The sequence below is a fragment of the Acinetobacter minutum genome, assembly GCF_035916735.1.
Lineage (GTDB): Bacteria > Pseudomonadota > Gammaproteobacteria > Pseudomonadales > Moraxellaceae > Acinetobacter.
Window position 1 is genome coordinate 68,173 of the sequence record NZ_JAQIHG010000004.1, and the last position, 23,778, is coordinate 91,950.

Sequence of the window (23,778 nt, forward strand, 5' to 3'; positions counted from 1 at the left end):
ACACCAAGGATGATAATGCGTATTTTCGATTTTTCCCGGTTCAAAAATAAAACCATTAATCTTAGCCCACCGAAAATTTTAGCGTTAGGCTTTCTGAGTTTCATTATTTTTGGCACCTTAATGCTGAAAATGCCGCTGGCCACCACACACCCAATTAGCTGGATGGACGCCGTGTTCACCGCGACCTCGGCTGTTACCATTACGGGACTCGCCGTAGTGGATACAGGTTCGACCTACACCACATTCGGTCAAATCATGATCTTAGTGATGGTGCAATTTGGCGGTTTAGGCTTTATGACCTTTGCAGTGCTTGCCGCGATGAGCCTTTCTCCGCGTATTGGACTGAAACAGCAAGTTCGGGCACAGGATGCCCTGGGTCAAACCAGTTTGGCCAAAGTATCACAGGTCGCACAAAGCGTTGTGCTGTACACCCTATTTTTTGAAATCATCGGCGCGATGATCCTGACCAGTGTCTGGACACCACAAGTCGGCTTTATGCCGGCCTTATACCAAGCCATCTTTTTTAGCGTTTCCGCTTTTAATAATGCCGGTTTTTCGCTCTTTTCCGATAGCTTGATGCAGTTTAAACATCAACCAGTGGTGCTATTCACCATCAGCACGCTTTCGGTCATCGGGGCAATTGGTTTTTTAATCCTGATTGACATTAAACAAAATAAACGCTGGTCGAAATTGCAAACAAACAGCAAGATTATTCTGGTCAGTGTTGCATTGCTCAATTTAATCGGTTTTCTACTGATCTGGCTCTTAGAGATCCATAATCCTGCCACGCTCGGCGCATTACCGTTTGCCGATCAAGTGACGGCTGCCTGGTTTCAAGCCACTTCCCCTCGTTCGTCCGGCTTTAACAGCATCGACACCGCACAACTTTATCCTGCAACCAGCTTTATTATCATGTTGCTGATGTTTATTGGAGGCGGTTCACTCAGTACAGGCGGTGGCATTAAAGTCGGAACTTTTGTGGTTTTGGTGCTCAGTGTATTGGCATTTTTAAGACGCTCGAGCGAAATCCGGATTTTCAATCATGCGATTTCACGCGAGCTCAGCATGAAAGCCTTGGCCGTAACCTTTGTCACCTTCGCGCTCATCACGGTGGGCAATTTTATTCTGCTGGTGCTGGAACCCCAACAGGACTTTCTTGATTTGAGTTTTGAAGCGGTTTCTGCAGCCTGTACTGTGGGGTTGTCACGTGGTATTACCGGTGAACTCAGTTCTGCCAGCCTGATGGTGCTCAGCTTTTTAATGTTTGCAGGCCGTCTAGGACCGCTAAGTCTGGTCTATTTAATTGCAACACCAAAAGAAAGCCGCCTGAAACATCCGGCAGCAGATATTCAGATTGGCTAATCATTTTTCCGTCTGAACAACAGAATAGACTTATGACTCGGGGAATCCCCATTCCACCGAGTTTAATCAGAACATAACAATAAACCGGATGCAGAGAACGCTATTCAGCCTCTGTTTTCCTAAAAACAGGATAACAATATGCAAACCACGCTCGATATTACCCCTGAGACCACACTAGGTGAACTGGTGACCTTTTTTCCAGCGATCAGCAGTCAACTCAATGCCTTACAAATTGACTATTGCTGTCAGGGTGAACGCAGTCTAAAAACTGCACTGCAAGATGCCGGTTTAGCGCTGGATTTTATTGAAAAAATCCGGGAGGACTATCAAACCTTCCTCAAGCAGGCAGCACCCGAGGTTCTGATCACTGAATTGTCGGATGCCCAGCTGGTTGATCTGATCTTGCATGTGCATCACCAGCCGGAACGGGTGCTATGGAAAGAACTGGATGAACTGGTCAATAAAATTCTGCTGGTGCATTTCCAGCACGATCCGCAACTACTGTTACAGCTGCATCGGCAGTTCAGTTTATTGAAACTGGAGCTGGAACAGCATTTTGCCAAAGAAGAAAAAATCTTGTTTCCCTTACTACAACAGTCCAATAAAACCGAAGCGGACTGTGCACAGCTCAAGCAGCTGATACAGGAATTGGAAATGGAACATGAAGCTGCAGGGCAACTGGTTAAACAGATCATTCAATTGACCGGACATTTCAGCCCACCCGATTTCGCTTGCCCAACCATGAAACTGGTATATGCCAAACTGCATCAGCTGACCGATGACCTGTTCCTACATATTACTAAAGAAAACAGTGTACTGTTTAAACGTTACCTCAGTTAGACAGATCAAGATCTGTTGACCATCATCATGCCTAAACCTGATCTGTTTTGAGCATCGTCACAATTTCGTCGACGGTGCTACGTGCCGTACGAGTGACCCCGATTAAAGTCGCTGAGGCTGCTCCTGTCCACTCGCCATAGCCCACCAGCCATAAATGAGGCTGCTTAACCGAACGTGTGCCTTCGAGTTGCACCGTATGATTGTCTTCAACCACACCCAGCGAAGCCAAATGGGTGAGTGCCGCTTTAAAACCGGTACACCAGATCACAGCATCTATTTTTTGTGATGTTCCATCTTGCCACACCACATCCTCTGAGCTAAATGCAGCAAATGGCGGCCGACTATGTAATACACCACGTGCTCGTGCTTCTTTAACAGAATCAATCATCACAATGTCGCCAAACCCACCAGGTAATTGTTGAATGCTACGTCCTTGCTGTTGTGCTTTCAGACGTTCAGTCGCCCTCAAGAATAGAACCCGCCCATCAACATCATCCGGCAAGAATTGGGGAGGTGTGGGCGTAATCCATAGAGTTTCAGCGACCTGCGACACTTCAGCCAAAATTTGTGCACCCGAATTGCCGCCCCCCACAATCATGACACGCTGACCTCGAAATGCCTCGGCGTTTTGATACTGGGCCGAATGCAATTGTACCCCTTGGAATTTTTCCTGACCGGGATAGCAAGGAATATACGGATGGCTCCAGGTCCCGGTAGCACTCACCACAGCCTTGGCCTGCCAGCATTGTTCACCGGCATATACGCTCAGCCTTGAACCATCGGCCTGCACACGATCCACATGGACTGGACGGATAATCGGAAAATGATAACGCTGTTCATATTGGGTTAAATAGCTCACCACTTCATCACGCGTGGGATAATTCTGTTCTGTGCCAGGCATCATCCAGCCGGGTAAAGAGCTCCAACTATTTGGAGAAAACAAACGTAAGGATTCCCATGCATGCAGCCAGGCTCCCCCTGCTTGCGGCTGGTCATCCAAGATCAGGAAAGAGAGTCCGCTACGTTTGAGGAAATATGCCGTTGCTAAGGCTGCTTGTCCACCACCAATAATAATGACATCTGTTGTAACTGTTGACATGTTGCCCCCCTGCATCAGCCCGTCATCTTATTCAACCTGAAACACTATAGGATCACAAGCATAACGCTTTATTTTTAGCAGCTTCTAGGATCTTGCATAGATCATCGTACGCTGTGTTTTGTTTGATAAGGGATGTACTCAGCTTAAAAGATGAGTAGTCTGAAAATTGTCACTGGCCAAGTTATCCACCCGCTTGCTTTCAGACCATATGGCACTTGGAGTGATTCATCACGCAATGTTGTGCATAATCCGCAGATTCCAGTTGTACGGTAATATGCTGAAGATCAAAGCGCTCATGTAAACAATGATGGAGATGATCCAGCAACTCATCTGCAGGCTGAAGATGAGCATCATAAACAACATGAACGGTCAGCGCGTGTTCTTGGGTGCTCATGCTCCAGATATGCAGGTCATGCAAATCACTCACCGCCGGAATAGCCAACAAACATTCCTGTACCGCCGGTACGGAAATATGTTCAGGGACACCATCAAACAGCAAATGCAAAGACTGATGGAACAAGGACCAGGTTCCCCAGATAATCAGCAGTGAAATAATGAGCCCAAGCACCGCGTCAATCCACAACCAGCCTTGCCAAAGATACAAGGCACCCGCCACGACCACGCCTAGGGAGACGGCTGCATCGGCAGCCATATGCAAAAAAGCCCCACGAATATTCAAATCATGGGCGCTGTCTTTTTGAAACAGCCAAGCCGTCAGCGCATTCACGCCCACACCAATCGCTGCCACCAGCATCATGGTCGAGGCTTCTACGGGACTTGGCGTTTGAATACGTTGCAGGGATTCCCAAGCCAACACCAACATCGCCAATAGAATCAGTACGGCATTGATAAAACTGGCCAGAATTGAGGCTTTTCGCCAACCATACGTATGTCGCTGATTAGCATGGATACGTGCAGCACCATAAGCAGCCCATGCCAGTAACAACCCACCTACATCCGTCAAGTTATGGCCTGCATCCGCCAGTAATGCCATAGAACCTGCTTGCCAGCCATAAAAGGCCTCAATCAGTACAAAGCCAAGATTCAGCAAAATCCCAATCGCAAAAGCACGACCATAATGGGTATGACTGTGCGCATGCGAATGTCCATGTGCCATGCTCTAGGGTGCTCCTGCAAGTTCTTTAAGCAAGTCTTATCGGATTTTAAAATGAAATGCAACCGAGGAAAGAAGAGAGACGTTTTTCAAATAGCTTGCTATAAAAATTCATATCGCCGCATTTTGCAGAAAAGCACGATGTCATAGCTATATACCTATAAAAAAACCCAGTCAAATGACTGGGTTTTTTGAATTCTGGCGGAAGCGGTGAGATTCGAACTCACGGAGGGCGTGAACCCTCGTCGGTTTTCAAGACCGGTGCATTAAACCACTCTGCCACGCTTCCAACGAGCGCTATCATATAAATAAAATTTCAGCTTGGCAAATCTTTTTATCAACCTTAACGCTCAACCGATCAAAATAGATACAATTTTATTTTTCTAGCCGTTTTCTGGAACCTCATAACGAATGGCATTGATATACCATAATTTTTTACCAGAGGGCGTCAGCACTTCCACTTCATCGTCCACCTGTTTGGATAGCAACGCTCGTGCCATCGGAGAATCAATCGAAATATGCTGCGGATGGTGGTCATAAATTTCATCCACACCGACAATTCTCAAGCGCTTCTGTTCACCCTGTTCATTCTCAATCTCTACCCAGGCACCAAAATAGACTTTACCTGCCTGCTGAGGGGAATAATCAACAATTTTCAGTTCTTCCAGGCGTTTTCCCAAGTAACGCACGCGACGGTCAATCTTGCGTAGCAGTTGCTTGTTATATTGATAATCCGCGTTTTCACTACGATCTCCGAGACTCGCAGCCCAGTTCACTTTACGGGTAATTTCAGGACGTTCTTCATGCCATAAATGCTTTAGTTCGGCCACCAATTTATCATGACCAGAACGGGTGATTAAGTTTGATTTCATGATCAAAACCGTATTGAAACTTACATTTCATTTACAAGATGCCGCATTTTATGCTCTATTTCACCACAACTAAAGTGTATAAAAGTTTTTTATTTTTTAAATCATATTGTTATGAAACACCATCTACTCAAAAAATGTACAAAATTTGACAATGCATTTTTCAGCCAGTATTATGCGATCTCTTTTTATTATCGCTTATTTTTTAGACTATGTAGTTATTCTACATAATTTCCTTTTTATCTCATGTCATTCTGAATGACGTCATGACTGCCCACCCTTATTGAATTTATCAACTTGTTAAAAGTTTCAGGCTGACTTTTGCTGAACTTTTAAGGGCATAAATTACTTGTAGCGGAGACAACATGCACAGTAGTTCATCTTCGGGATCGAGGCTTAGCCTTAGCTCTCTGATTTCTTCTCTCCCGGTTAAAATCCTTGCGTTTAGTACAGTTTTCATCCCTTTCCACAGCATCAACGCCAGTAAGGCCTACCAGTATGATTCTGTGGTCAACAACAATCGCCTCACCGTGGTGGCGGTTGAAGATCCCAGCACAGTTTTCCAAGATGGAAAATTGATGCACGGCTTCGGTTATGACCTTGCACGTAACTATGCGCAAAGTCTCAATGTAAAGCTAGACTTTACAACCGTTCCGGATAATGCAACCGCTTTGCGATGGGTTGCGCAAGGCAAAGCCAATTTTGCGATGACAACAGCAAGTGTGGAAACTATTGAGGACAAAAAGCTTAGCTCGTTCTCGGCAACTTGTGGTGACTTCAGCAGTCTGGAACAAAATGGACTGAATCCTGAACTCAACTGGGTGTTTAAACACGCAGAAGATCCGTTAACACAAACTGCGAGCGGATTTATCTGTCAAGGGAAACAAAATGGTGCTATTCACCAGTTAGCTTCTTTTTACAACCAGAATGTGGTGCGTCCTGAATCCTGGAAAACGATCCAGCGTGATCTCAGTCAGCGTATGCCGATCTATCAGGCCAGTTTCAAGCAGACCGCTGAACAATACGATCTGGATTGGCACTTACTGGCTGCGATTGGTTATCAGGAATCCTACCTCAAACCAAACTCGGTTTCTCCCACGGGCGTACGCGGTCTGATGATGCTGACCAACAGCACAGCCAAAGCTATGGGCGTAAGCAACCGTAATGATCCGATTCAGAGCATTCAAGGCGGTGCGAAGTATTATGACCGTATGCTGGACTTGTATGCCGAGGTTCCCTTACCAGATCGTAATTGGTATGCACTAGTCGCATATAATATGGGGCCAGGAGCCGTACAACAAATTCAGAAGCGTTTAACTGCACAGGGAAAAAATCCCAACAACTGGGTGAACCTGTATAGCTATTTGGACCGTAACAAGGCCGCCAATGGCCGTTACCGTCAGGCTGTACAGTATGTCACGCGTATTCGTGCTTATGTAGAGCATATTAAAAGCACACCAGATCTGGTGCAGCTTTAAGGCATAAAAAAAGCTTACCTTTCTCGGTAAGCTTTTTTTTATGGAATCAATCCAATCCGACTTAGTTGGTTTCTGCCAGAATTTGTTTGAACAATGTTTTCTGTTCTTGACTTGGTTTCACGGTTTGCAATGCCATCAATTGTGACATATCCCCTTGTACTTTGATTTTACCTGCCATAAACGCCTGCATCGCTGCAGCCATATCAAACTCCAGGAAAACTTTGCGCACAGTCTCAGCATCCATACTGAGTGTCGTTTTGGCATTGTCGACCAAACCCTTCTGGATTCTACCGCCAGCGAGAGAAGCTTCTTTGTCACCTTCTGGACCAGTCACCACGAGGTTAATTGCCAGATTGGCCAACGCAGGCGGTAAGTTTAAGTCCCCTGCTGCCGCTGTTAATTTTTCTACAGTTGCAAACCAATCATCAGTTAAAAATGCAGGCATGATTTATCCTCAAGTTATTTGTTCATTCTTGTGTTGCCGATTATAGAACGACGTCAATCGCGCGATTACGCAAGTTTGTTCTTATAGCATGTAAATGAAAAAGCTGACGATAGAATTTTGCACAGCCCATTCATTTTTTAAAATAATCCAACAATCTCTCACAGAACAGACACCTTTAACCATTAGGATAAAGGTGCTGTATCCATGATGACTTAATCCGCAGCGAAGCCTAGGTTCACCATATCAATGCGTTTTTGACCCGCCTCAGTATCACAAGCGGTAAAATCAAATTCACGCTGACTATCCAAAGCTTCAAAATCGAAGAGTTCGCGGTCAGCCAATTGTGATGGCGATACATTTTGCAAGGCACCGAAAATACTGTGTAAGCGCTTCGGATGGGCTTTATCCCAGTCACGCAACATATCGTTGATAATCGCACGCTGCAGATTTTCCTGCGAACCACACAAGTTACACGGAATAATCGGGAACTGGCGCAGTTCAGCATATTTGATGATGTCTTTCTCTTCCACATAGGCCAGTGGTCGGATCAGAATATTTTTCTTGTCAGATGACAACAGCTTTGGCGGCATCGCCTTTAGACTGCCCCCATGGAACAAGTTCAGGAAGAAAGTGGCCAAGATATCATCACGGTGGTGACCCAACGCTACTTTGGTCGCCCCAATTTCCTGTGCAAAACCATACAAAGAACCACGGCGCAAACGCGAGCATACAGCACAGTAGGTTTTGCCTTCAGGCGTCAAACGTTTGGTAATGCTATAGGTATCTTTTTCCAGGATGTAATATGGAATGTTATTTTCTTCCATATAACGCGGCAACACATCTTCCGGGAATCCAGGCTGCTTCTGATCCAGATTCACTGCCACCACATCAAAATTGATCGGTGCGATACGTTTAAACTGCAACAAAATGTCCAGCAAGGTATAACTGTCCTTACCCCCAGAAACGCAGACCATGACCTTGTCGCCGTCTTCGATCATTTTAAAGTCACGAATGGCATGACCTACTTGGCGGCGCAGCTTTTTCAACAAACGATAATAAGCAGAGCTTGTTGGAAGTTCTGGTTTGAAATTAAATCCTTGTTCGGACTCAACTGGCGAGTACATAGACGAGATTCACCTATAAAAAAATACCGCGCAATTTTAGCCCATTCAGACAACAATCGCACCTAAAGAATATGCTTTTCTTCGCCTATAGCGATCTGGTCATCCGTCTGTCATTTCTGACCGGCTAAATTGGGTATTTTGCTGTTTAAAACAACAAACTGTTGAAGTTTTATACTTTTCCACAGTTGTCCACAAAAGCTGTGGATAAAATTGTGGATTTCTTCAGACTTGACACAGCGATTAATTGAAATATGAAGGGTTCCCTTTAAATTGATTATTTTTTAACCAGTTAATTTAAGTTAATAAAATCATAGACTTAAATAAGTCAACCCATCTATAGACAAAAAAAATTAAAAAAATTTTTTGATTATTCTGCCAACTGTAGGCCTTGATTTTTTAAGTTTACATTGTTAAAAACCCCACGCTTTATCTTTCTATCTTGCTATTTTTTGTTAAACTCATTTACAAACGGTTTGACTGAATACGTTTCTTATACAATGAATAAATATTTAAAACTTTCTGCTTTGGCAGTTTTGGGGTATTTCACTAGTCTAGCGCTCCCGGCAACAGCTATGGCTGGGCAAATGGTCTATCAAATGCGTGATGCTAATGGTGCGACACTGTTTACCAATAAAAAAAGCAAATACAGTCACCTAAAAGTTGAGAAAAAAACCTATTTTCCCGACAGTAATATTCATAGCTACTCCAACTGGGGAAGTTCAGAAGCCTCGGTATTGCCAAGTTACAGTAAAAATAAAAATGCCTTTGACCATCTGATCCGTCAGGCCGCTCAGCATCATGGTGTGTCAGAAGGCTTAATCAAGGCCGTGATGCACACGGAATCAGGCTTTAATACCAATGCCCGTTCACCCGTAGGTGCCCAAGGTTTAATGCAACTGATGCCAGCCACAGCCCGACGCTTTAAAGTAGCCAATGTCTATGATCCTCAGCAAAATATCTTTGGGGGGGCTAAATACCTAAGCTGGTTACTTAAGCGTTTTAATGGCAACACCTCACTGGCACTGGCCGCCTATAATGCCGGTGAAGGCAACGTCGATAAGTACGGCGGGATTCCGCCCTTTCGTGAGACTCAGGATTATGTGCGTCGTGTGACCAGTCGTTACCAAAATTTGTATCGCGCCGGTTTAAGCAGTCTTTCGGGCGGCAATAGTACTCAGCCGCAAGCGGAGAATATTGCACAGGCAACCAAACCAGCCGCGCTTAAAGCGACCAATCCCACAGAAAGCAACAACACACGCAAGGTCCACAACAACCGCGCCATCATTAGGTCAGCCGATGGTACATTTACCGATGCCCCTGTGACTGCTTACGATACTTCACACAATTCCTTATAATTATTCAGTATTTACTTTTAACTAAAAGTGCAATTCAGATTGCACTTTTAGCATCGTTTTACCGTTTTTTTCTTGAATTTTTCCGTTATTCACCGCATATTAACTTTCTCGGTTTATATTAATAAATCAGATTATTTTTTTATTATAAGAGGATTTTCCCAATGATGCGGATTGGTTTGTTCTTGCTGACCAACCTCGCGGTACTGGTGGTAGCTGGCATTATTTTGTCACTCTTCGGTGTCGGTAGTTACCATGGCGCGGGTGGCTTAAATCTTGTCAACCTTCTGGTGATCTGTTTTGTCTTTGGTATGGTGGGATCAATGGTGTCCCTGTTCATGTCGAAATGGATGGCAAAAAAAACCACGGGTACAGAACTCATCGACCCTAATGCACCACGTAACCAGGCTGAAGCATGGTTGCTGCAAACCGTTGCTGAATTATCACAACGCTCGGGTATTAATATGCCGGAAGTGGGTATTTTCCCTTCCTATCAATCCAATGCATTCGCTACAGGCTGGAATAAAAATGATGCCTTGGTCGCGGTTTCGACCGGCCTGTTGGAACGCATGAACAAAGATGAATTACGTGCAGTACTCGCCCACGAGATTGGCCATGTGGCGAATGGCGATATGGTCACGTTGGCACTGATTCAGGGTGTAGTGAATGCTTTCGTCATGTTCTTTGCACGTGTGGCAGGTGATTTTATTGACCGTAACGTGTTTGGCCGTGAAGATGGTGAAGCCCCTGGCATCGCCTATTTCGTTATTACCATCGTCTTGGATATTGTCTTCGGGATTCTGGCCTCGGCCATCGTGATGTGGTTCTCGCGTCATCGTGAATATCGTGCCGATGAAGCCGGTGCCCGTTTAGCCGGTAAACAAGCCATGATTTCAGCATTGTTACGTTTACAGGCCGAAACAGAAATGCCAGACCAAATGCCGAAAGAAATGAAAGCCTTTGCCATCGCGGCTGGACAGGAACAAGGCTTTAGTCTTGCTGCCCTGTTCCAAACCCACCCAAGCATTGAACAGCGTGTTGCTGCTTTGCAACAGTTGAATTGTCCTTAACCGGAACAGCAGAACAATCATCCATCGTTCTGCTCAAATCAAAAGCAAAAGGGCTGCATCTGCAGCCCTTTTGTTATCTGTCATTTAGTCCGCGGATGATCATGAATGACTTTTCAATCCCTATCCATTAATGATAAGCCAAAATCCTGTACAGATCACCAACAGTATAAAAGCCAAAACCAGCAGATCCAGACTGTGCAGCCAAAGCCAACTGATCAATGGATGCCGCCAAAAGGCTGATTGTTGCTGTTTTTGTGCCAAACGCTCATGCAAATAGGGATGCTGGACATGCAGATCATTCTCCAGCTGGTATTGCTGTTGAATATGCTGATGAACCAGCTGCATCGCCTGTCGGCTGGGCTGAATTAAAATGTCCAATAATGTGCCTAATATAGGCACCAAGCCCAAAACAGCATCCGCAAATGCCCACTGTAAAATCCGATTGCGTTGTGAGATAGGCAGCCCCAAGCGCTTCGCCTTATGCCAGACATATAAGGTCAGTATCAACCCAGCAATATCACCTAGTACAGGAATCATACCGAGCAAGGCATCCAAACCAATCCCTTGCCGAGTAAAGGGAATTCGGACCAGACTGTCCATGAGCCCCGCCCACTTGGCCAAATCCCGCTCGAGCGCAATCACCTCGATCTTAGACAGCGGTTTTTTAGGCATGCTGTCCACGATCATCTGTCTGCCCTGCAGCCGATTTAGTCTTAAACAGACTACGGATCAACACATACAGCAGTGGAATAAAAAACAAGACCAGCACAGTACCTGAGATCACCCCACCCAGTACACTCACGCCGATTTCCTGACGGCTGACAGCCCCCGCACCACTGGAAAAAACCAGCGGAATTACCCCAGCACCAAAGGCCAGTGAGGTCATCAAAATAGGCCGTAAACGTAAACCTGCTGCGGTTAAGGCAGCAGCCAGTGCACTTTTGCCTTGAGCCTGTGTTTGTGCAGCAAACTCGACCATTAAAATGGCATTTTTACAGGACAACCCCATCGTAGTCAGCAAGGCAATCTGAAAATAGATATCGTTTGGAAAGCCTGCCAGATAGCTAAACAGGATACTTCCGCCAATTCCCAGCGGAATTGCTGCAATGACAACTGCAGGAATCGACCAGCTCTCATATAAAGCCGCCAAACACAGAAAAATAAAACCAACCGACACTAGGTACAACCAAATCGCCTGATGACTAGACTGACGCTCTTCAAAAGATAAGCCACTCCAGGCCAGATCGATACCAGGTTGCTGTTGCACCAATTGCTGCAAATCCTGCATGGCCTGACCGGAGCTAAAACCGGATGCAGTATCCGCTTCCATTTGTAGGGCTCGATACCCCATAAAGCGGTTCACGGTTTCCGGTCCACTGCTCCAGCCGATGCGAGCAAAGCTGGCAAAACTCACCATCTGGTTTTGATTGCTGCGGATGGACCAATCCTGTAAATTTTCCGGTTGGGCACGAAATTCAGCATCCCCTTGCATAATAACCCGCTTGATCCGACCGCGATCGATAAAATCATTAATGTAGGAACCACCCCACGCTGCCGCCAAAGTGGAATTAATCGCGGAAGTGCTCAGGCCAGCGACCTGTGCCTGTTTCTGATCAATCTCGATTTTCAGTTCAGCTTTGTCCGGAATGGTTTTCTGTCCCAGATTTTCAAAACTTGGACTGTTTTTACTGTTATTTTGTAATTGTTTAAACTGCTGTTGCAGATAATCCCGCCCCTGTCCATTTAGGTCACGAAGCCAAAACTCCAGACCATCGGTTTGTCCCAAACCACGTACCGCAGGAGGCAAACTGATCATGATTTTGGCATCCGGATGTTGAGCAAAGTGCTGCATCGCCCGCTTACGAATGGCCTGAGCAGAATTGGCCTGTCCGGAACGCGCGTCCCAATGTTTTAAGGCAATGAAGCCCTGACCCAGATTTTGCCCATTGCCGGAAAAATTACGTCCATAGCGGATCTGGACCAAATCGATATTGTGTTTTTCCTGCTCTAAAAAATAACGGCGAATCTGCTCCCCCACCTCACGGCTCTTCGCCATCGGCGCACCATCCGGCAGGCTAAACTGCACATTGAGCATGCCCTGATCTTCATTGGGAATAAAACTGGTTGGCAAGGCCCGATAAAACAGTGCAAAAATCCCTAATAATGCGGCAAATAACACCATACAGATGCTTTTATGCGCGAGTCCAAATTGTAAGGTATTGAGGTAAAACTGTTTGAGGGCTTGTAAATGCTGGTTAAACCCTCGTGCCCAACCTGAGGGTGCAGCAGGTTGTAACATCAGGGCACATAAGGCGGGAGTGAGAATCAGGGCCACAGCAAGTGACAAGGCCATGGCAGCGACCAAAGTAATCGAAAACTGGCGGTAAATCACACTGGTTGAACCAGCAAAAAATGCCATCGGAATAAAAACAGCCGTTAACACCAGCGTAATCCCAATCAGGGCTCCTGAAATTTCCTGCATCGATGCGATGGCGGCCTGCCGTGCTGAGAGCTGCTGTTCATGCATCAGACGCTCAACGTTTTCCACCACCACAATGGTGTCATCGACCAGCAAACCGATTGCCAGCACCAGAGCAAACAGTGTCAAGGTATTGATACTGAGCCCTAACAGCCACAAAACGGCAAAGGTTCCTAAAATCACGATCGGCACAGTAATGGTGGGAATCAGTGTTGCACGCCAGTTCTGCAAGAACAGATACATGACCAAAACCACCAGAAGCACCGCCTCCAGTAAGGTCTTGATCACTTCTTTCATCGATTCCTGCACGAACGGCGTATTATCGCGTGGATAAACAATTTGATAACCTTGCGGTAACTGCTGGCGCAGCTGATCAATTTCTTGCTGAATCAAGGCAGACGTTTGCAAGGCATTCGCTCCAGAAGCCAATGAAACCGCCATCCCTGCAGAAGGATAACCATTAATGGTGTTGTAGGACTGATAGTTTTCCGCCCCCAGTTCAACCCGTGCCACATCTTTCAACAAAACAAAGCTGCCATTCGGATTGGCTTTGACAATAATCTGTTCAAATTGCTCAACACTGCTCAGACGTGATCCCGCTTTTACTTTCGCATTCAGATACTGGCCATCAAGTACTGGCAGCTCCCCGATAGCACCCGCAGCGACCTGCGTATTTTGCGCTTCCACTGCGGCGCGGATGTCGCTCGGCATCAGTTGATACTGTCTCAGCTTGTAGGGATTCAACCAGATGCGCATGGCATATTGCGAACCAAACACATCGACTTCCCCAACGCCCTCAATCCGGGAAATTTCCTGTTCGATATGATTAATCAGGTAATCCGAAAGCTCAATATTGCTGCTCCGCCCGCTTTGATCATACAGGCCAATCACCATATGCGTGTCACCGAGCGACTTGGAAACATTTACACCCTGACGCTGCACGTCATCGGGTAAACGGTTGAGTACCGAATTGATACTGTTTTGCACCTGAACCTGCGCGGTATCCGGATCGGTGCCATTGGCGAAACTCAGACTGATCCGACTGCGTCCGGAAGAATCACTGCTAGAACTAAAATACAGGAGATGATCAATCCCCTTGATTTGTTGCTCTAGGACTTGGGTCACACTTTCTTCCACCGTTTCTGCAGATGCACCACTGTACGTGGTCGCAATGGTAATGCGTGGCGGGGCAATATCGGGATAACGTTCTACCGGCAAATTCAGCATGGCAAACAGGCCAAATGCCATCAAAAGGATCGCTAATACCGCAGCAAAAATCGGACGTTGAATAAAGAATTTAGACAGCATGAACACTCAACATAGCTAGAAACAGACCAGAACAATCTCGGAACTGATACGAAAATCAACTGAATAGAGGATACAGATCTTCAGTGACAATCGTCAGTAATACAAGTCTATTGCAACGAAACGTGAACAAAACTTGTGAATAAGGAGAAAAGAGGAAAAGCAAGAACAGATCACATGCAAACTACTTCATAATCACGCAGCTCGACCTGTTCGCAGTTCGGCTCATCCTTGAGCCATCACCTTATTTTTCAGCATTCAGTACGTCATTAAAATGCACAGGAATCCACTGATACTGTTGCTGATTGACCTGGTAAATATGCCCCAATCCTGGAAAGGGTAAATGCGGTGCTGCCACCCATTTACCCTGCCCGGCAATTTCGGCAAACATTTTCAGACGGGTCGCTACAGCAGCTTGCGGATCAAGGTCATATTCAATCGCGGTTTTCGGTGCATCAAACTGTACGCTATGCGAATGTACGATATCGCCAATGAATACCATTTCCTGCCCTGCGGACTGTAAACTAAAACTGTGATGCCCAGGCGTATGACCACGGCTGTCTTGTGCCGTTAACCCATCAATCTGGCTACCATCTTGAAAGGTACGGAATTGTTTGCTGTTTTGGTAAGGGGTGACTGCCGCCTTGATCATCTGCTGGATTGCCAGAAAGCCCTGCTGTTTTTCCAAGGGTAGCTGTTTAACTGTTTTCGGATTTAACCAGAAATCAGCTTCCCGCTGATGCACATAGATCGTGGCTTTCGGGAAGACTTTTTGCCCCTGCTGGCTGATGCCGCAGACATGATCCGGATGCAAGTGGGTTAAAAGCACGTTCTTCACCTGATCCAGCCTATAACCTGACGCCTGCAGATTTTTAGCAATCGACCCCAAATGCGAACCAAAACAACTTGCTGCACCGCTATCGACCAAGGTCAATCCATTCGGTGTCTTGATCAGAAAGGCGTTCACAGAAGTCTGAATCCCTTTAGCCTGATCGATATAATACTTTTGCAGGATCTGTTGGATCTGCTGGCTGCTAATGTCTTTAAACAAACCCGCCTGTAAATAGTTGGTCCCATCCAGCAATGCAGTAATCTGATAGTCTCCAAAGGCCTGATGATAATAACCCGGGACCTGTTGTGTTGCCGCATGAGCGCTTATTGTGGCACCGCACACCAAGGCCAGAAATATGGAACGTTTTTGCATGTTTTACCTTCTTGTCTCTTTCATTCAATGATTGATGTTTTTTAATGTAAAGTTAAGGTTGAGTTTATAATCTAATTTCAACTTTCAAGCGTCTTATCCAATGAGTTCTTATTCTCCTTATAAAGGCAAAAATGGTCTGAAACGTATTGTGAATGCGGCAGGCTACTCAATTTCGGGCTTTAAAAGTGCGTTCAAACATGAGGCCGCTTTTCGCCAGATTATTTTATTGAATGCTATTCTGATTCCCCTCAGTTTTTTTGTCGAGGTTTCAGCAGGAGAACAGGCACTCTTAATTCTGGTCTGTCTGCTAGCCATGATTGTTGAGCTGTTTAATTCTGCCATTGAAGCCGTCGTTGACCGCATCTCGCTTGACCGTCATGAGTTATCCAAAAATGCAAAGGATATGGGCAGTGCTGCGCAATTTGTGGCTTTAACCATGATTTTTATTACCTGGACGCTGATCTTGCTCAAATAATTTTTAATTCAAAATATAGTCATAAAAAATCCCCGCAAGTGCGGGGATTTTTTTATGGTCGGAACCGTATGAATTACATCATACCGCCCATGCCACCCATACCGCCCATATCAGGAGCAGCTGGTTTATCTTCTGGGATATCAGTGATCATGCACTCAGTGGTCAACATCAAGCCCGCAACAGAAGCAGCATGCTCAAGTGCAGAACGTGTAACTTTAGCTGGGTCAAGGATACCCATTTCTAGCATGTCGCCGTATTCGCCAGTCGCAGCGTTATAACCGAAGTTACCTTCGCCATTTTTCACGGCATTGATTACAACTGAAGGCTCATCACCCGCATTTGCTACGATTTGACGAAGTGGCGCTTCGATCGCACGGCGAAGAATGTTGATACCCACGTTTTGGTCATCATTCGCGCCTGTTACACCGTCTAATGCTTTTGCAGCACGTACCAACGCAACACCACCACCGGCAACAACACCTTCTTCAACCGCAGCACGAGTTGCATGCAATGCATCGTCAACACGGTCTTTCTTCTCTTTCATTTCAACTTCAGTCGCGGCACCGATTTTGATGACTGCAACACCGCCTGCCAATTTAGCAACACGCTCTTGTAGCTTCTCTTTATCGTATTCAGAAGTTGATTCTTCGATTTGTGCACGGATTTGTTGAACACGTTCAGCGATTTGAGTGGCATCACCTGCACCATCAACAATCACAGTGTTTTCTTTAGAAACAGTGATTTTGTGCGCTGTACCCAAGTGTTCAAGTGTAGTTTGCTCAAGTGACATACCGATTTCTTCAGAAATCACAGTACCACCAGTCAAGATTGCGATATCTTGTAGCATCGCTTTACGACGGTCACCGAAGCCAGGCGCTTTCACTGCACAGACTTTGATGATGCCGCGCATGTTGTTTACCACTAGGGTTGCCAACGCTTCACCTTCAACATCTTCAGCGATAATCAACAATGGCTTGCCAGTTTTTGCAACAGCTTCAAGCACTGTGATCAATTCACGGATGTTGCTGATTTTTTTATCAACAAGCAAGATGAACGGATTTTCCAGTTCAGCAGTCAAAGTGTCTTGTTTGTTCGCGAAGTATGGAGAGATATAACCGCGGTCAAACTGCATACCTTCTACTACGTCAAGCGCGTCTTCGAAGCCTGAACCTTCTTCTACAGTGATAACACCTTCTTTACCCACTTTTTCCATGGCTTGTGCAATCAACGAACCCACTGTGGTGTCAGAGTTTGCAGAGATCGAACCCACTTGTTCAATCGCTTTAGAATCAGATGCTGGTTTAGCTGTAGCACGGATATTTTCCACTACAGTTTTCACTGCAAGGTCGATACCACGTTTTAAATCCATTGGGTTCATGCCTGCAGTTACAGACTTGATACCTTCATTAAGGATCGCTTGTGCCAAAACAGTTGCAGTTGTTGTACCGTCACCTGCGATGTCATTGGTTTTTGAAGACACTTCACGCACCAATTGCGCACCCATGTTTTCAAATTTGTCTTTTAGCGTAATTTCTTTTGCAACAGATACACCATCTTTAGTGATGTGTGGTGCACCAAAAGAACGGTCGATCACTACGTTACGGCCTTTAGGACCTAAAGTCACTTTAACCGCATCTGCCAGGATATTGACACCTGCAATCATTTTGCTACGAGCTGAATCACCAAATTTTACGTCTTTAGCTGACATCATAAACTCCGAATATTTTTAATTACTTGATCTGATTTTGATTGAGTTGAGTGAACTCTTAGCCTTCCAATACCGCTAAGATGTCAGACTCTTTCATAATAAGAAGTTCTTCACCATTCACTTTCACAGTCGTGCCGGCATAAGTACCGAACAAAACTTTGTCACCCACTTTAACGTCAAGCGCGCGCACACCGTTATCCGTGATTTGACCATTACCCACTGCAATCACTTCACCTTGAGAAGGTTTTTCAGCTGCAGAACCTGGCAATAAAATGCCGCCAGCTGTTTTTGTTTCTTCTTCAACACGACGAATTACTACACGATCATGTAATGGACGAATGTTGCTCATAAATAACTCCATCAGACTCAGTCTTTTTGTGATGAATGATGACAGCTGTCATTTTTACTGTAGCCGTCATCAAAATGTTTAGATGACACTTTTGTGGGGATGGAAAAAAACCCTTCAAGGGCAAAATGAAAAAAAAATTGGTTTTTTTGTGTTTTTTTTCAGCAACTCGGGAAATTATTAACCTAGATTCCAATTTCGTTCCCAGACAAAACGCTGTTGCTGTTCTTGATAGATGTAGTGCTCGATCTGGTGATTAGGATGAATCACATTAAAACCATTCGGAATATTATTGTGTAAGCGCCAAGACGTCGCAGTACCCGCCTGAATATCCAAGACGGGATGGGTCGCCTGAAGCTGATAAATTTGATTCAAGTCATACACAACAGCCTGATGTAAATGACCATGCAGTAGCGCAAATAGCTGCTGTTGGCTCCAGAGCTCTAAAGCCATTTTTCCCATCACAGGACAATCCTTAACACCATGCGGATCGCCGGGTGGTGTATAAAAAGGTTGATGAGTCACAATAATTTTGAGTTTATTTGCTGGTGCCTGACTAAGTTTTTGCTGAATCTGCTGAATTTGAGTCAGCGAAATATGACCGCGCGTATGGTAGCGGCGGCGTACGCTATTCACCCCAATCACATAAAAATGTTCGCTTTCCAGCTCTCTTTCCGGCGCAGAAAAAAAAGCCTGATAGCTCATAAATGGTGTCAGAAAACGATCCCAGACATGATACAGCGGAATATCATGATTGCCGGGCACCACCAGATAGGGTGTTTTTAATGAATCCAAAAACTGACGGCAGGCAAAGAACTGGCGCAAGCGGGCACGTTGAGTCAAGTCACCGCTCACCACCACGATTTCCGGTTGCTGCTCCCAACAAAACTGCTGAATAGCATGCACACACTCTGGTTTTTCGGTGCCAAAATGTAAATCAGACAAATGCAGGAGCATGTTAAAGCACCCGAATTTTTACAGCATGCGGATGCACACCAAACCTTAAAGGTGTCTCCATTTCTGCCAACTCACCATCAATCGCCACCATCAGTTTAGATCGTTTGCAACGCACGGTGACTTCAGTAGCACAAAAACTCTGAATCTCGGAGGCCTGTTCCAAGGTGCCACGCAGTAATAACCAGACCATTTTCAACAAGGTCCATTTATCGCCACTGGCAACCGCCACACCGGCAATTCTCCCCTTGGCTGCACATTCTGCCACCTGTAGATTCATCTGCTGGAGTTGTAATTGATTATTGCCAAAAAAGATGAGTGGTGTATCAATCGGATAATGCTCACCATTCACTTCCAATGACAACTGTAATTGCTCCCGTGCGCGTAACAGCACATCTAAAGCAGAGCTGTAGGCATGCCAGGAAAAACGGCCTAGATAACGGTTGAACTGTTCCCTGCGCTGGATAAATAAGGGATATAACCCCAAACTGGCATTATTCAGATAGGCACGCCCATTTAAAGTTGCAACATGAATGGTGCGGTCTTGTCCAGTCAAAATCACACGGGCAGCCTCCAACAGGTCTAGGGGAATATGTAAGGCACGCGCAACATAGTTAAACGTTCCCAAAGGCAAAATTCCGATCGGAATGTCACTCTGTAATAATTTCCCGATGACGGTGTTTAGTGTTCCATCTCCGCCAGCGACCACGATCATACCGGGTTTCTCAGCTTGGTGATGGTAGTCAATCAATGACTGCATCAATCCATCAAAATCCAGAACCTGATTGAGATCAAAAACCTGTAGTTCAAAACCGTATGCCTTAAACAAATCCAGTACACATGCGTAAAGCTGCTCACGGTGAGGAGCATGAAAACCTGATCGCTGGTTATACAAGATCGACAAGGGCGGACGGACTACTGTCATGACGATAGACCAAGATGAAGCATTTGATTTAATTTTGATCAATCAAGCTAGAATTTAAAGTGGCTTTATGTAAAATTCGAATTACCACCATTTATTTAATCAATGATCGTTATTCCAGTTTAAACCTTATTATGTTTATGATTTTTAATATTATTTAATTATTAAATAATACCCATAAAATATACAAATCGCACCATATTGGGGCTAAAAAAACTGTAAGTAACTGTTTCATAAACGCTTATCTGAATTTTTCTTGCCGCCCCCCTACCTGCGCCTGCTAAACGATAGTCTTATATTTTTCCGCGTTTTGTGCTTTAATACCGCCACTTTTTTATCGACTTCATCTGTTTGTTGTACCCCTTCAAATAGATTTGTACTTTGTACACATTTTAAGTAGGCCTCACCATGACCCCAGTGAACGCACCAGAATTCGTTCGTCACCCTAAGCTTATTGCATGGGTTGAAGAAATTGCGAAGTTAACCAAACCAGCTAAAATTGAATGGTGTGACGGTAGCGAAGAAGAATATCAACGTCTGATCGACTTGATGATCGCCAACGGCACCATGCAAAAATTAAACCAAGAAAAACATCCTGGTTCTTACCTCGCAAACTCTGACCCTTCTGACGTTGCACGTGTTGAAGACCGTACCTTTATCTGCTCAGCAAATAAAGAAGATGCTGGCGCAACGAACAACTGGGAAGATCCAGCAGTTATGCGCGAAAAATTGAACGGTTTGTTTGACGGTTCAATGCAAGGTCGTACCATGTATGTGGTTCCTTTCTCAATGGGTCCTTTGGGCAGCCACATTGCGCACATCGGTATCGAATTGACTGACTCTCCATACGTTGCAGTCAGCATGCGTAAAATGGCACGCATGGGCAAAGCAGTTTATGACGTATTGGGCACAGATGGCGAGTTCGTTCCATGTGTTCATACTGTTGGTGCACCACTTGCTGAAGGCCAAAAAGACGTTGCTTGGCCTTGCAACAAAGAAAAATATATCGTGCATTACCCAGAAACCCGTGAAATCTGGTCTTTCGGTTCAGGTTACGGCGGTAACGCACTTCTTGGTAAAAAATGTTTAGCACTTCGTATCGCCTCTGTCATGGGTCGTGAACAAGGCTGGTTAGCTGAACACATGCTGATTCTTGGCGTGACCAATCCACAAGGTGAAAAACACTACATCGCAGCAGCATTCCCGTCTGCATGTGGTAAAACCAACTTTGCCATGTTGATTCCACCAGCAGGTTATGAAGGCTGGAAAATCGAAACCGTGGGTGATGACATCGCTTGGATCAAACCAGGTGAGGATGGTCGCTTGTACGCAATTAACCCAGAAGCAGGCTTCTTCGGCGTTGCACCAGGTACCAACACAAAAACCAACCCGAACTGTATGTCTACATTAAGCCACGACGTTATTTATACCAACGTTGCGGTCACAGACAATGGCGAAATCTGGTGGGAAGGCTTGTCTAAAGAAGTTCCAGCCAACCTTACCAACTGGAAAGGTCAGCCACACGTTGCTGGTGAAAAAGCTGCACATCCAAATGCTCGCTTCACTGTTTCAGCTTCTCAATGCCCTTCTATTGATGCTGACTGGGAAAATCCAGCAGGCGTACCAATCTCTGCGTTCATCTTCGGTGGTCGCCGTGCAGACACAGTGCCTTTAATTTCTGAAGCATTTGACTGGGTAGATGGCGTTTATAAAGCTGCAACCATGGGTTCAGAAACCACTGCTGCTGCTGTTGGTCAACAAGGTGTTGTTCGTCGTGACCCATTCGCAATGCTTCCGTTTGCCGGTTACAACATGGCAGATTACTTTGCACACTGGTTAGAAATGGGCGAGAAAGTTGCTGAGAAAGCGAAAGCTGCAGGCAACAAACTTCCTGGCATCTACAATGTGAACTGGTTCCGTCGTGATGCTGAAGGCAACTTCGTATGGCCTGGTTTCGGTCAAAACATGCGTGTTCTTGAGTGGATCATTGACCGTTGTGAAGGTCGTGCTGACGCAGTTGAAACACCAATTGGCCGTGTTCCAACTTATGAACAGTTAAACTGGACTGGTTTAGACTTCTCTAAAGAACAGTTTGAAACTGTGACTTCTCAAGACAAAGACCAATGGATCAAAGAGCTTGAAAGCCACACTGAATTGTTCAACAAACTGGGTGAGCGTTTGCCAGAAGCTTTGAAAGCTCGTCAACAGCAATTGATTGAAGCTGTTAAATCTGCATCTTAATTCAGATTGGATAGTCAAAAAACCAGTTACTTCGGTAACTGGTTTTTTTTATGCCTAAACGTCTACAATTGAACAACTTTGTGCAAATTTAGGCACTGTTTTTCCGAATAGAATTACGCTGCGCAGCATCGTTTCCAATTGTAAGCTATGGCATACTGAAATATATTCTTCAGGCTTGGAATTATTACCATGAACAATACTAAAAAATTAGGACTCTTCAGCCTACTCCTACTCGGGCTAAGCGCATGTCAGAGCACACCACAGGCCTATAATGGCGTTACAGGTTATCAAATTGAATCACGTTCAGAAAATAGTGCCACACTGGCATATACGCTCGCAGTACGCAGCGACCAGACACTTGATGAGAAAAAACTATTAAAAGCCTGCCAAAAGGTATTAGGTACCCATCAAAATTACAAAATCAGCGTACTCAGCGTGAATGAAATTATCAATCCAGCTCTCAACCAGCATCCATATGGGGTACAGATTGGTCAGTCGCGTACTGCTTTTGAACTATCCAACACGCCTAGCCTGAACAACAGTCAAGACTATGCCACTCGCCAAGCACTGGAAACCAAACCAGCCACCTTACGCGTGGTTCGGTATACCTGTTCTTAATCACGATCTTTACAAGATGCTGTGTTTACAGCGTCTTGTAAAAGCTGACGTTACGGAATTCTTTAGCCTCATCCAGATCAGGCCAGGTGCTCGCACTGCGCTCATCAACTTTTGCATATCGAGGATGACTAAAATTCTTTACCCGGCTGTCCGCAACCCACACCTCAGGTGCAAACTTTAAAAACTCATCGAGAAAAAAGCGATTGCATTGATCATAGAGCACATCAGCCGCCAGCAGCACATCAACTTGCTCTGCCCGATATAAATCGTCTAGATATTCCAACTCAACCTGATTTAATGCAGCATTGGCACGGCAAGCAGTGAGGCTAACTGGATCAATATCACAGCAAATGACCCGTTTTGCTCCTGCCATTTTTGCTGCAATCGCCACCACACCTGAACCTGCACCAAAATCGAGCACCACCTTATCTTTGACATGCTCAGGCTCTGCAAGCAACCATTGCGCCATCGCCAAGCCAGAAGCCCAACAAAAAATCCAGTATGGAGTGTCATTCCAGATCCGGCGGATCACCTCATCATCAAGTCGTTCTGTTGAAAAAACCGGAGGGATTAACCACAGCTCGATCTCCGTACCAGGCAACTGCTGTGCTTGTAATGCTGTACCTGGAATAATAGCATGTAAGGCAGTTAATAAATTTTCAGGCGCTTGTAAGGTTTTTACACCATTCATGACACAATTCTCTCATCGTGACTTTTTCATTAAAAAGGCGGTGCAAACTTGATGTTTACACCGCCCCCTAACAGCAAATAAC

Annotated in this window: 21 protein-coding genes and 1 tRNA gene; 8 read left to right on the forward strand and 14 right to left on the reverse strand. The window is 45.3% G+C overall.

The window, feature by feature from the left end:
- Nucleotides 1-15: 15 nt before the first annotated feature.
- A complete protein-coding gene (locus tag PAE54_RS03095) occupies nucleotides 16-1,362 on the forward strand; it encodes a TrkH family potassium uptake protein (RefSeq protein ID WP_326518393.1) in 1,347 nt (448 codons plus the stop codon).
- A gap of 138 nt (nucleotides 1,363-1,500) precedes the next feature.
- Nucleotides 1,501-2,202, forward strand: a complete 702-nt coding sequence (locus PAE54_RS03100) for a DUF542 domain-containing protein (protein WP_326518394.1) — start codon at nucleotides 1,501-1,503, stop codon at nucleotides 2,200-2,202.
- Between the two features lie 31 nt (nucleotides 2,203-2,233).
- Here PAE54_RS03100 and PAE54_RS03105 read toward each other — a convergent pair whose 3' ends face one another.
- The 4 genes from PAE54_RS03105 to greB all read right to left on the reverse strand — a co-directional run bounded on the left by PAE54_RS03105 (nucleotide 2,234) and on the right by greB (nucleotide 5,287).
- Complete coding sequence (locus PAE54_RS03105; protein WP_326518395.1) at nucleotides 2,234-3,301, reverse strand: ArsO family NAD(P)H-dependent flavin-containing monooxygenase; 1,068 nt, start codon at nucleotides 3,299-3,301, stop codon at nucleotides 2,234-2,236.
- A 199-nt stretch (nucleotides 3,302-3,500) separates the two neighbouring features.
- A complete protein-coding gene (locus PAE54_RS03110; protein ID WP_326518396.1) occupies nucleotides 3,501-4,418 on the reverse strand; it encodes a cation diffusion facilitator family transporter in 918 nt (305 codons plus the stop codon).
- A gap of 196 nt (nucleotides 4,419-4,614) precedes the next feature.
- Nucleotides 4,615-4,704: transfer RNA gene (locus PAE54_RS03115), tRNA-Ser, on the reverse strand.
- A gap of 94 nt (nucleotides 4,705-4,798) precedes the next feature.
- Nucleotides 4,799-5,287 (reverse strand): transcription elongation factor GreB, encoded by a 489-nt coding sequence (greB, locus tag PAE54_RS03120; protein WP_326518397.1) that lies wholly within the window; start codon nucleotides 5,285-5,287, stop codon nucleotides 4,799-4,801.
- Between the two features lie 362 nt (nucleotides 5,288-5,649).
- On the opposite strand from greB, the gene PAE54_RS03125 reads away from it, so the two are divergent.
- A complete protein-coding gene (locus PAE54_RS03125; RefSeq protein WP_326518398.1) occupies nucleotides 5,650-6,762 on the forward strand; it encodes a transglycosylase SLT domain-containing protein in 1,113 nt (370 codons plus the stop codon).
- A 61-nt stretch (nucleotides 6,763-6,823) separates the two neighbouring features.
- Here the strand turns inward: PAE54_RS03125 and PAE54_RS03130 are convergent, their stop codons facing one another.
- A complete protein-coding gene (locus PAE54_RS03130) occupies nucleotides 6,824-7,207 on the reverse strand; it encodes an SCP2 sterol-binding domain-containing protein (RefSeq protein ID WP_273777192.1) in 384 nt (127 codons plus the stop codon).
- A gap of 212 nt (nucleotides 7,208-7,419) precedes the next feature.
- Nucleotides 7,420-8,331 carry a tRNA 2-thiocytidine(32) synthetase TtcA gene (ttcA, locus tag PAE54_RS03135; protein WP_273777193.1) on the reverse strand — a complete coding sequence of 304 codons (912 nt, stop codon included), beginning with the start codon at nucleotides 8,329-8,331 and terminating at the stop codon, nucleotides 7,420-7,422.
- Nucleotides 8,332-8,828: 497 nt separating this feature from the next.
- On the opposite strand from ttcA, the gene PAE54_RS03140 reads away from it, so the two are divergent.
- On the forward strand, nucleotides 8,829-9,686 hold the full coding sequence (locus tag PAE54_RS03140; protein ID WP_326518399.1) for a lytic transglycosylase domain-containing protein: 858 nt from the start codon (nucleotides 8,829-8,831) through the stop codon (nucleotides 9,684-9,686).
- 161 nt (nucleotides 9,687-9,847) lie between these two features.
- Nucleotides 9,848-10,753: a protease HtpX gene (gene htpX / locus PAE54_RS03145; RefSeq protein WP_326518400.1), complete on the forward strand. Its 906-nt coding sequence runs from the start codon at nucleotides 9,848-9,850 to the stop codon at nucleotides 10,751-10,753.
- A 120-nt stretch (nucleotides 10,754-10,873) separates the two neighbouring features.
- Here the strand turns inward: htpX and PAE54_RS03150 are convergent, their stop codons facing one another.
- The 3 genes from PAE54_RS03150 to PAE54_RS03160 form a co-directional block, all read right to left on the reverse strand.
- The gene (locus tag PAE54_RS03150) at nucleotides 10,874-11,425 is read right to left on the reverse strand and encodes a DUF4112 domain-containing protein (protein ID WP_326518401.1); all 552 of its coding nucleotides are present in this window, start codon (nucleotides 11,423-11,425) and stop codon (nucleotides 10,874-10,876) included.
- Nucleotides 11,418-14,540: a multidrug efflux RND transporter permease subunit gene (locus PAE54_RS03155; RefSeq protein WP_326518402.1), complete on the reverse strand. Its 3,123-nt coding sequence runs from the start codon at nucleotides 14,538-14,540 to the stop codon at nucleotides 11,418-11,420. Before PAE54_RS03155 ends, PAE54_RS03150 begins: the two co-directional genes overlap by 8 nt.
- Nucleotides 14,541-14,781: 241 nt before the next feature.
- Nucleotides 14,782-15,741, reverse strand: coding sequence for an MBL fold metallo-hydrolase (locus PAE54_RS03160; protein WP_326518403.1), 960 nt, complete (start codon nucleotides 15,739-15,741; stop codon nucleotides 14,782-14,784).
- A gap of 100 nt (nucleotides 15,742-15,841) precedes the next feature.
- On the opposite strand from PAE54_RS03160, the gene PAE54_RS03165 reads away from it, so the two are divergent.
- The gene (locus PAE54_RS03165; RefSeq protein WP_273777199.1) at nucleotides 15,842-16,216 is read left to right on the forward strand and encodes a diacylglycerol kinase; all 375 of its coding nucleotides are present in this window, start codon (nucleotides 15,842-15,844) and stop codon (nucleotides 16,214-16,216) included.
- A 73-nt stretch (nucleotides 16,217-16,289) separates the two neighbouring features.
- On the opposite strand, the gene groL is transcribed toward PAE54_RS03165, so the two are convergent.
- From groL to PAE54_RS03185, 4 genes are all read right to left on the reverse strand, one after another.
- Nucleotides 16,290-17,924, reverse strand: a complete 1,635-nt coding sequence (gene groL / locus PAE54_RS03170; protein ID WP_273777200.1) for a chaperonin GroEL — start codon at nucleotides 17,922-17,924, stop codon at nucleotides 16,290-16,292.
- 58 nt (nucleotides 17,925-17,982) lie between these two features.
- Nucleotides 17,983-18,273, reverse strand: coding sequence for a co-chaperone GroES (locus PAE54_RS03175; RefSeq protein WP_000065579.1), 291 nt, complete (start codon nucleotides 18,271-18,273; stop codon nucleotides 17,983-17,985).
- Nucleotides 18,274-18,450: 177 nt separating this feature from the next.
- Nucleotides 18,451-19,227, reverse strand: a complete 777-nt coding sequence (locus tag PAE54_RS03180; RefSeq protein WP_326518404.1) for a metallophosphoesterase family protein — start codon at nucleotides 19,225-19,227, stop codon at nucleotides 18,451-18,453.
- A 1-nt stretch (nucleotide 19,228) separates the two neighbouring features.
- A complete protein-coding gene (locus PAE54_RS03185) occupies nucleotides 19,229-20,149 on the reverse strand; it encodes a diacylglycerol/lipid kinase family protein (protein ID WP_326518405.1) in 921 nt (306 codons plus the stop codon).
- A gap of 405 nt (nucleotides 20,150-20,554) precedes the next feature.
- Here PAE54_RS03185 and PAE54_RS03190 point away from each other — a divergent pair, with 405 nt between their 5' ends.
- Together PAE54_RS03190 and PAE54_RS03195 are read left to right on the forward strand one after the other, a co-directional pair.
- On the forward strand, nucleotides 20,555-22,387 hold the full coding sequence (locus tag PAE54_RS03190; protein ID WP_273777203.1) for a phosphoenolpyruvate carboxykinase (GTP): 1,833 nt from the start codon (nucleotides 20,555-20,557) through the stop codon (nucleotides 22,385-22,387).
- Nucleotides 22,388-22,576: 189 nt separating this feature from the next.
- Nucleotides 22,577-23,005, forward strand: a complete 429-nt coding sequence (locus PAE54_RS03195) for a hypothetical protein (RefSeq protein ID WP_326518406.1) — start codon at nucleotides 22,577-22,579, stop codon at nucleotides 23,003-23,005.
- 25 nt (nucleotides 23,006-23,030) lie between these two features.
- On the opposite strand, the gene PAE54_RS03200 is transcribed toward PAE54_RS03195, so the two are convergent.
- A complete protein-coding gene (locus PAE54_RS03200) occupies nucleotides 23,031-23,696 on the reverse strand; it encodes a class I SAM-dependent methyltransferase (protein ID WP_326518407.1) in 666 nt (221 codons plus the stop codon).
- Nucleotides 23,697-23,778: the final 82 nt, after the last annotated feature.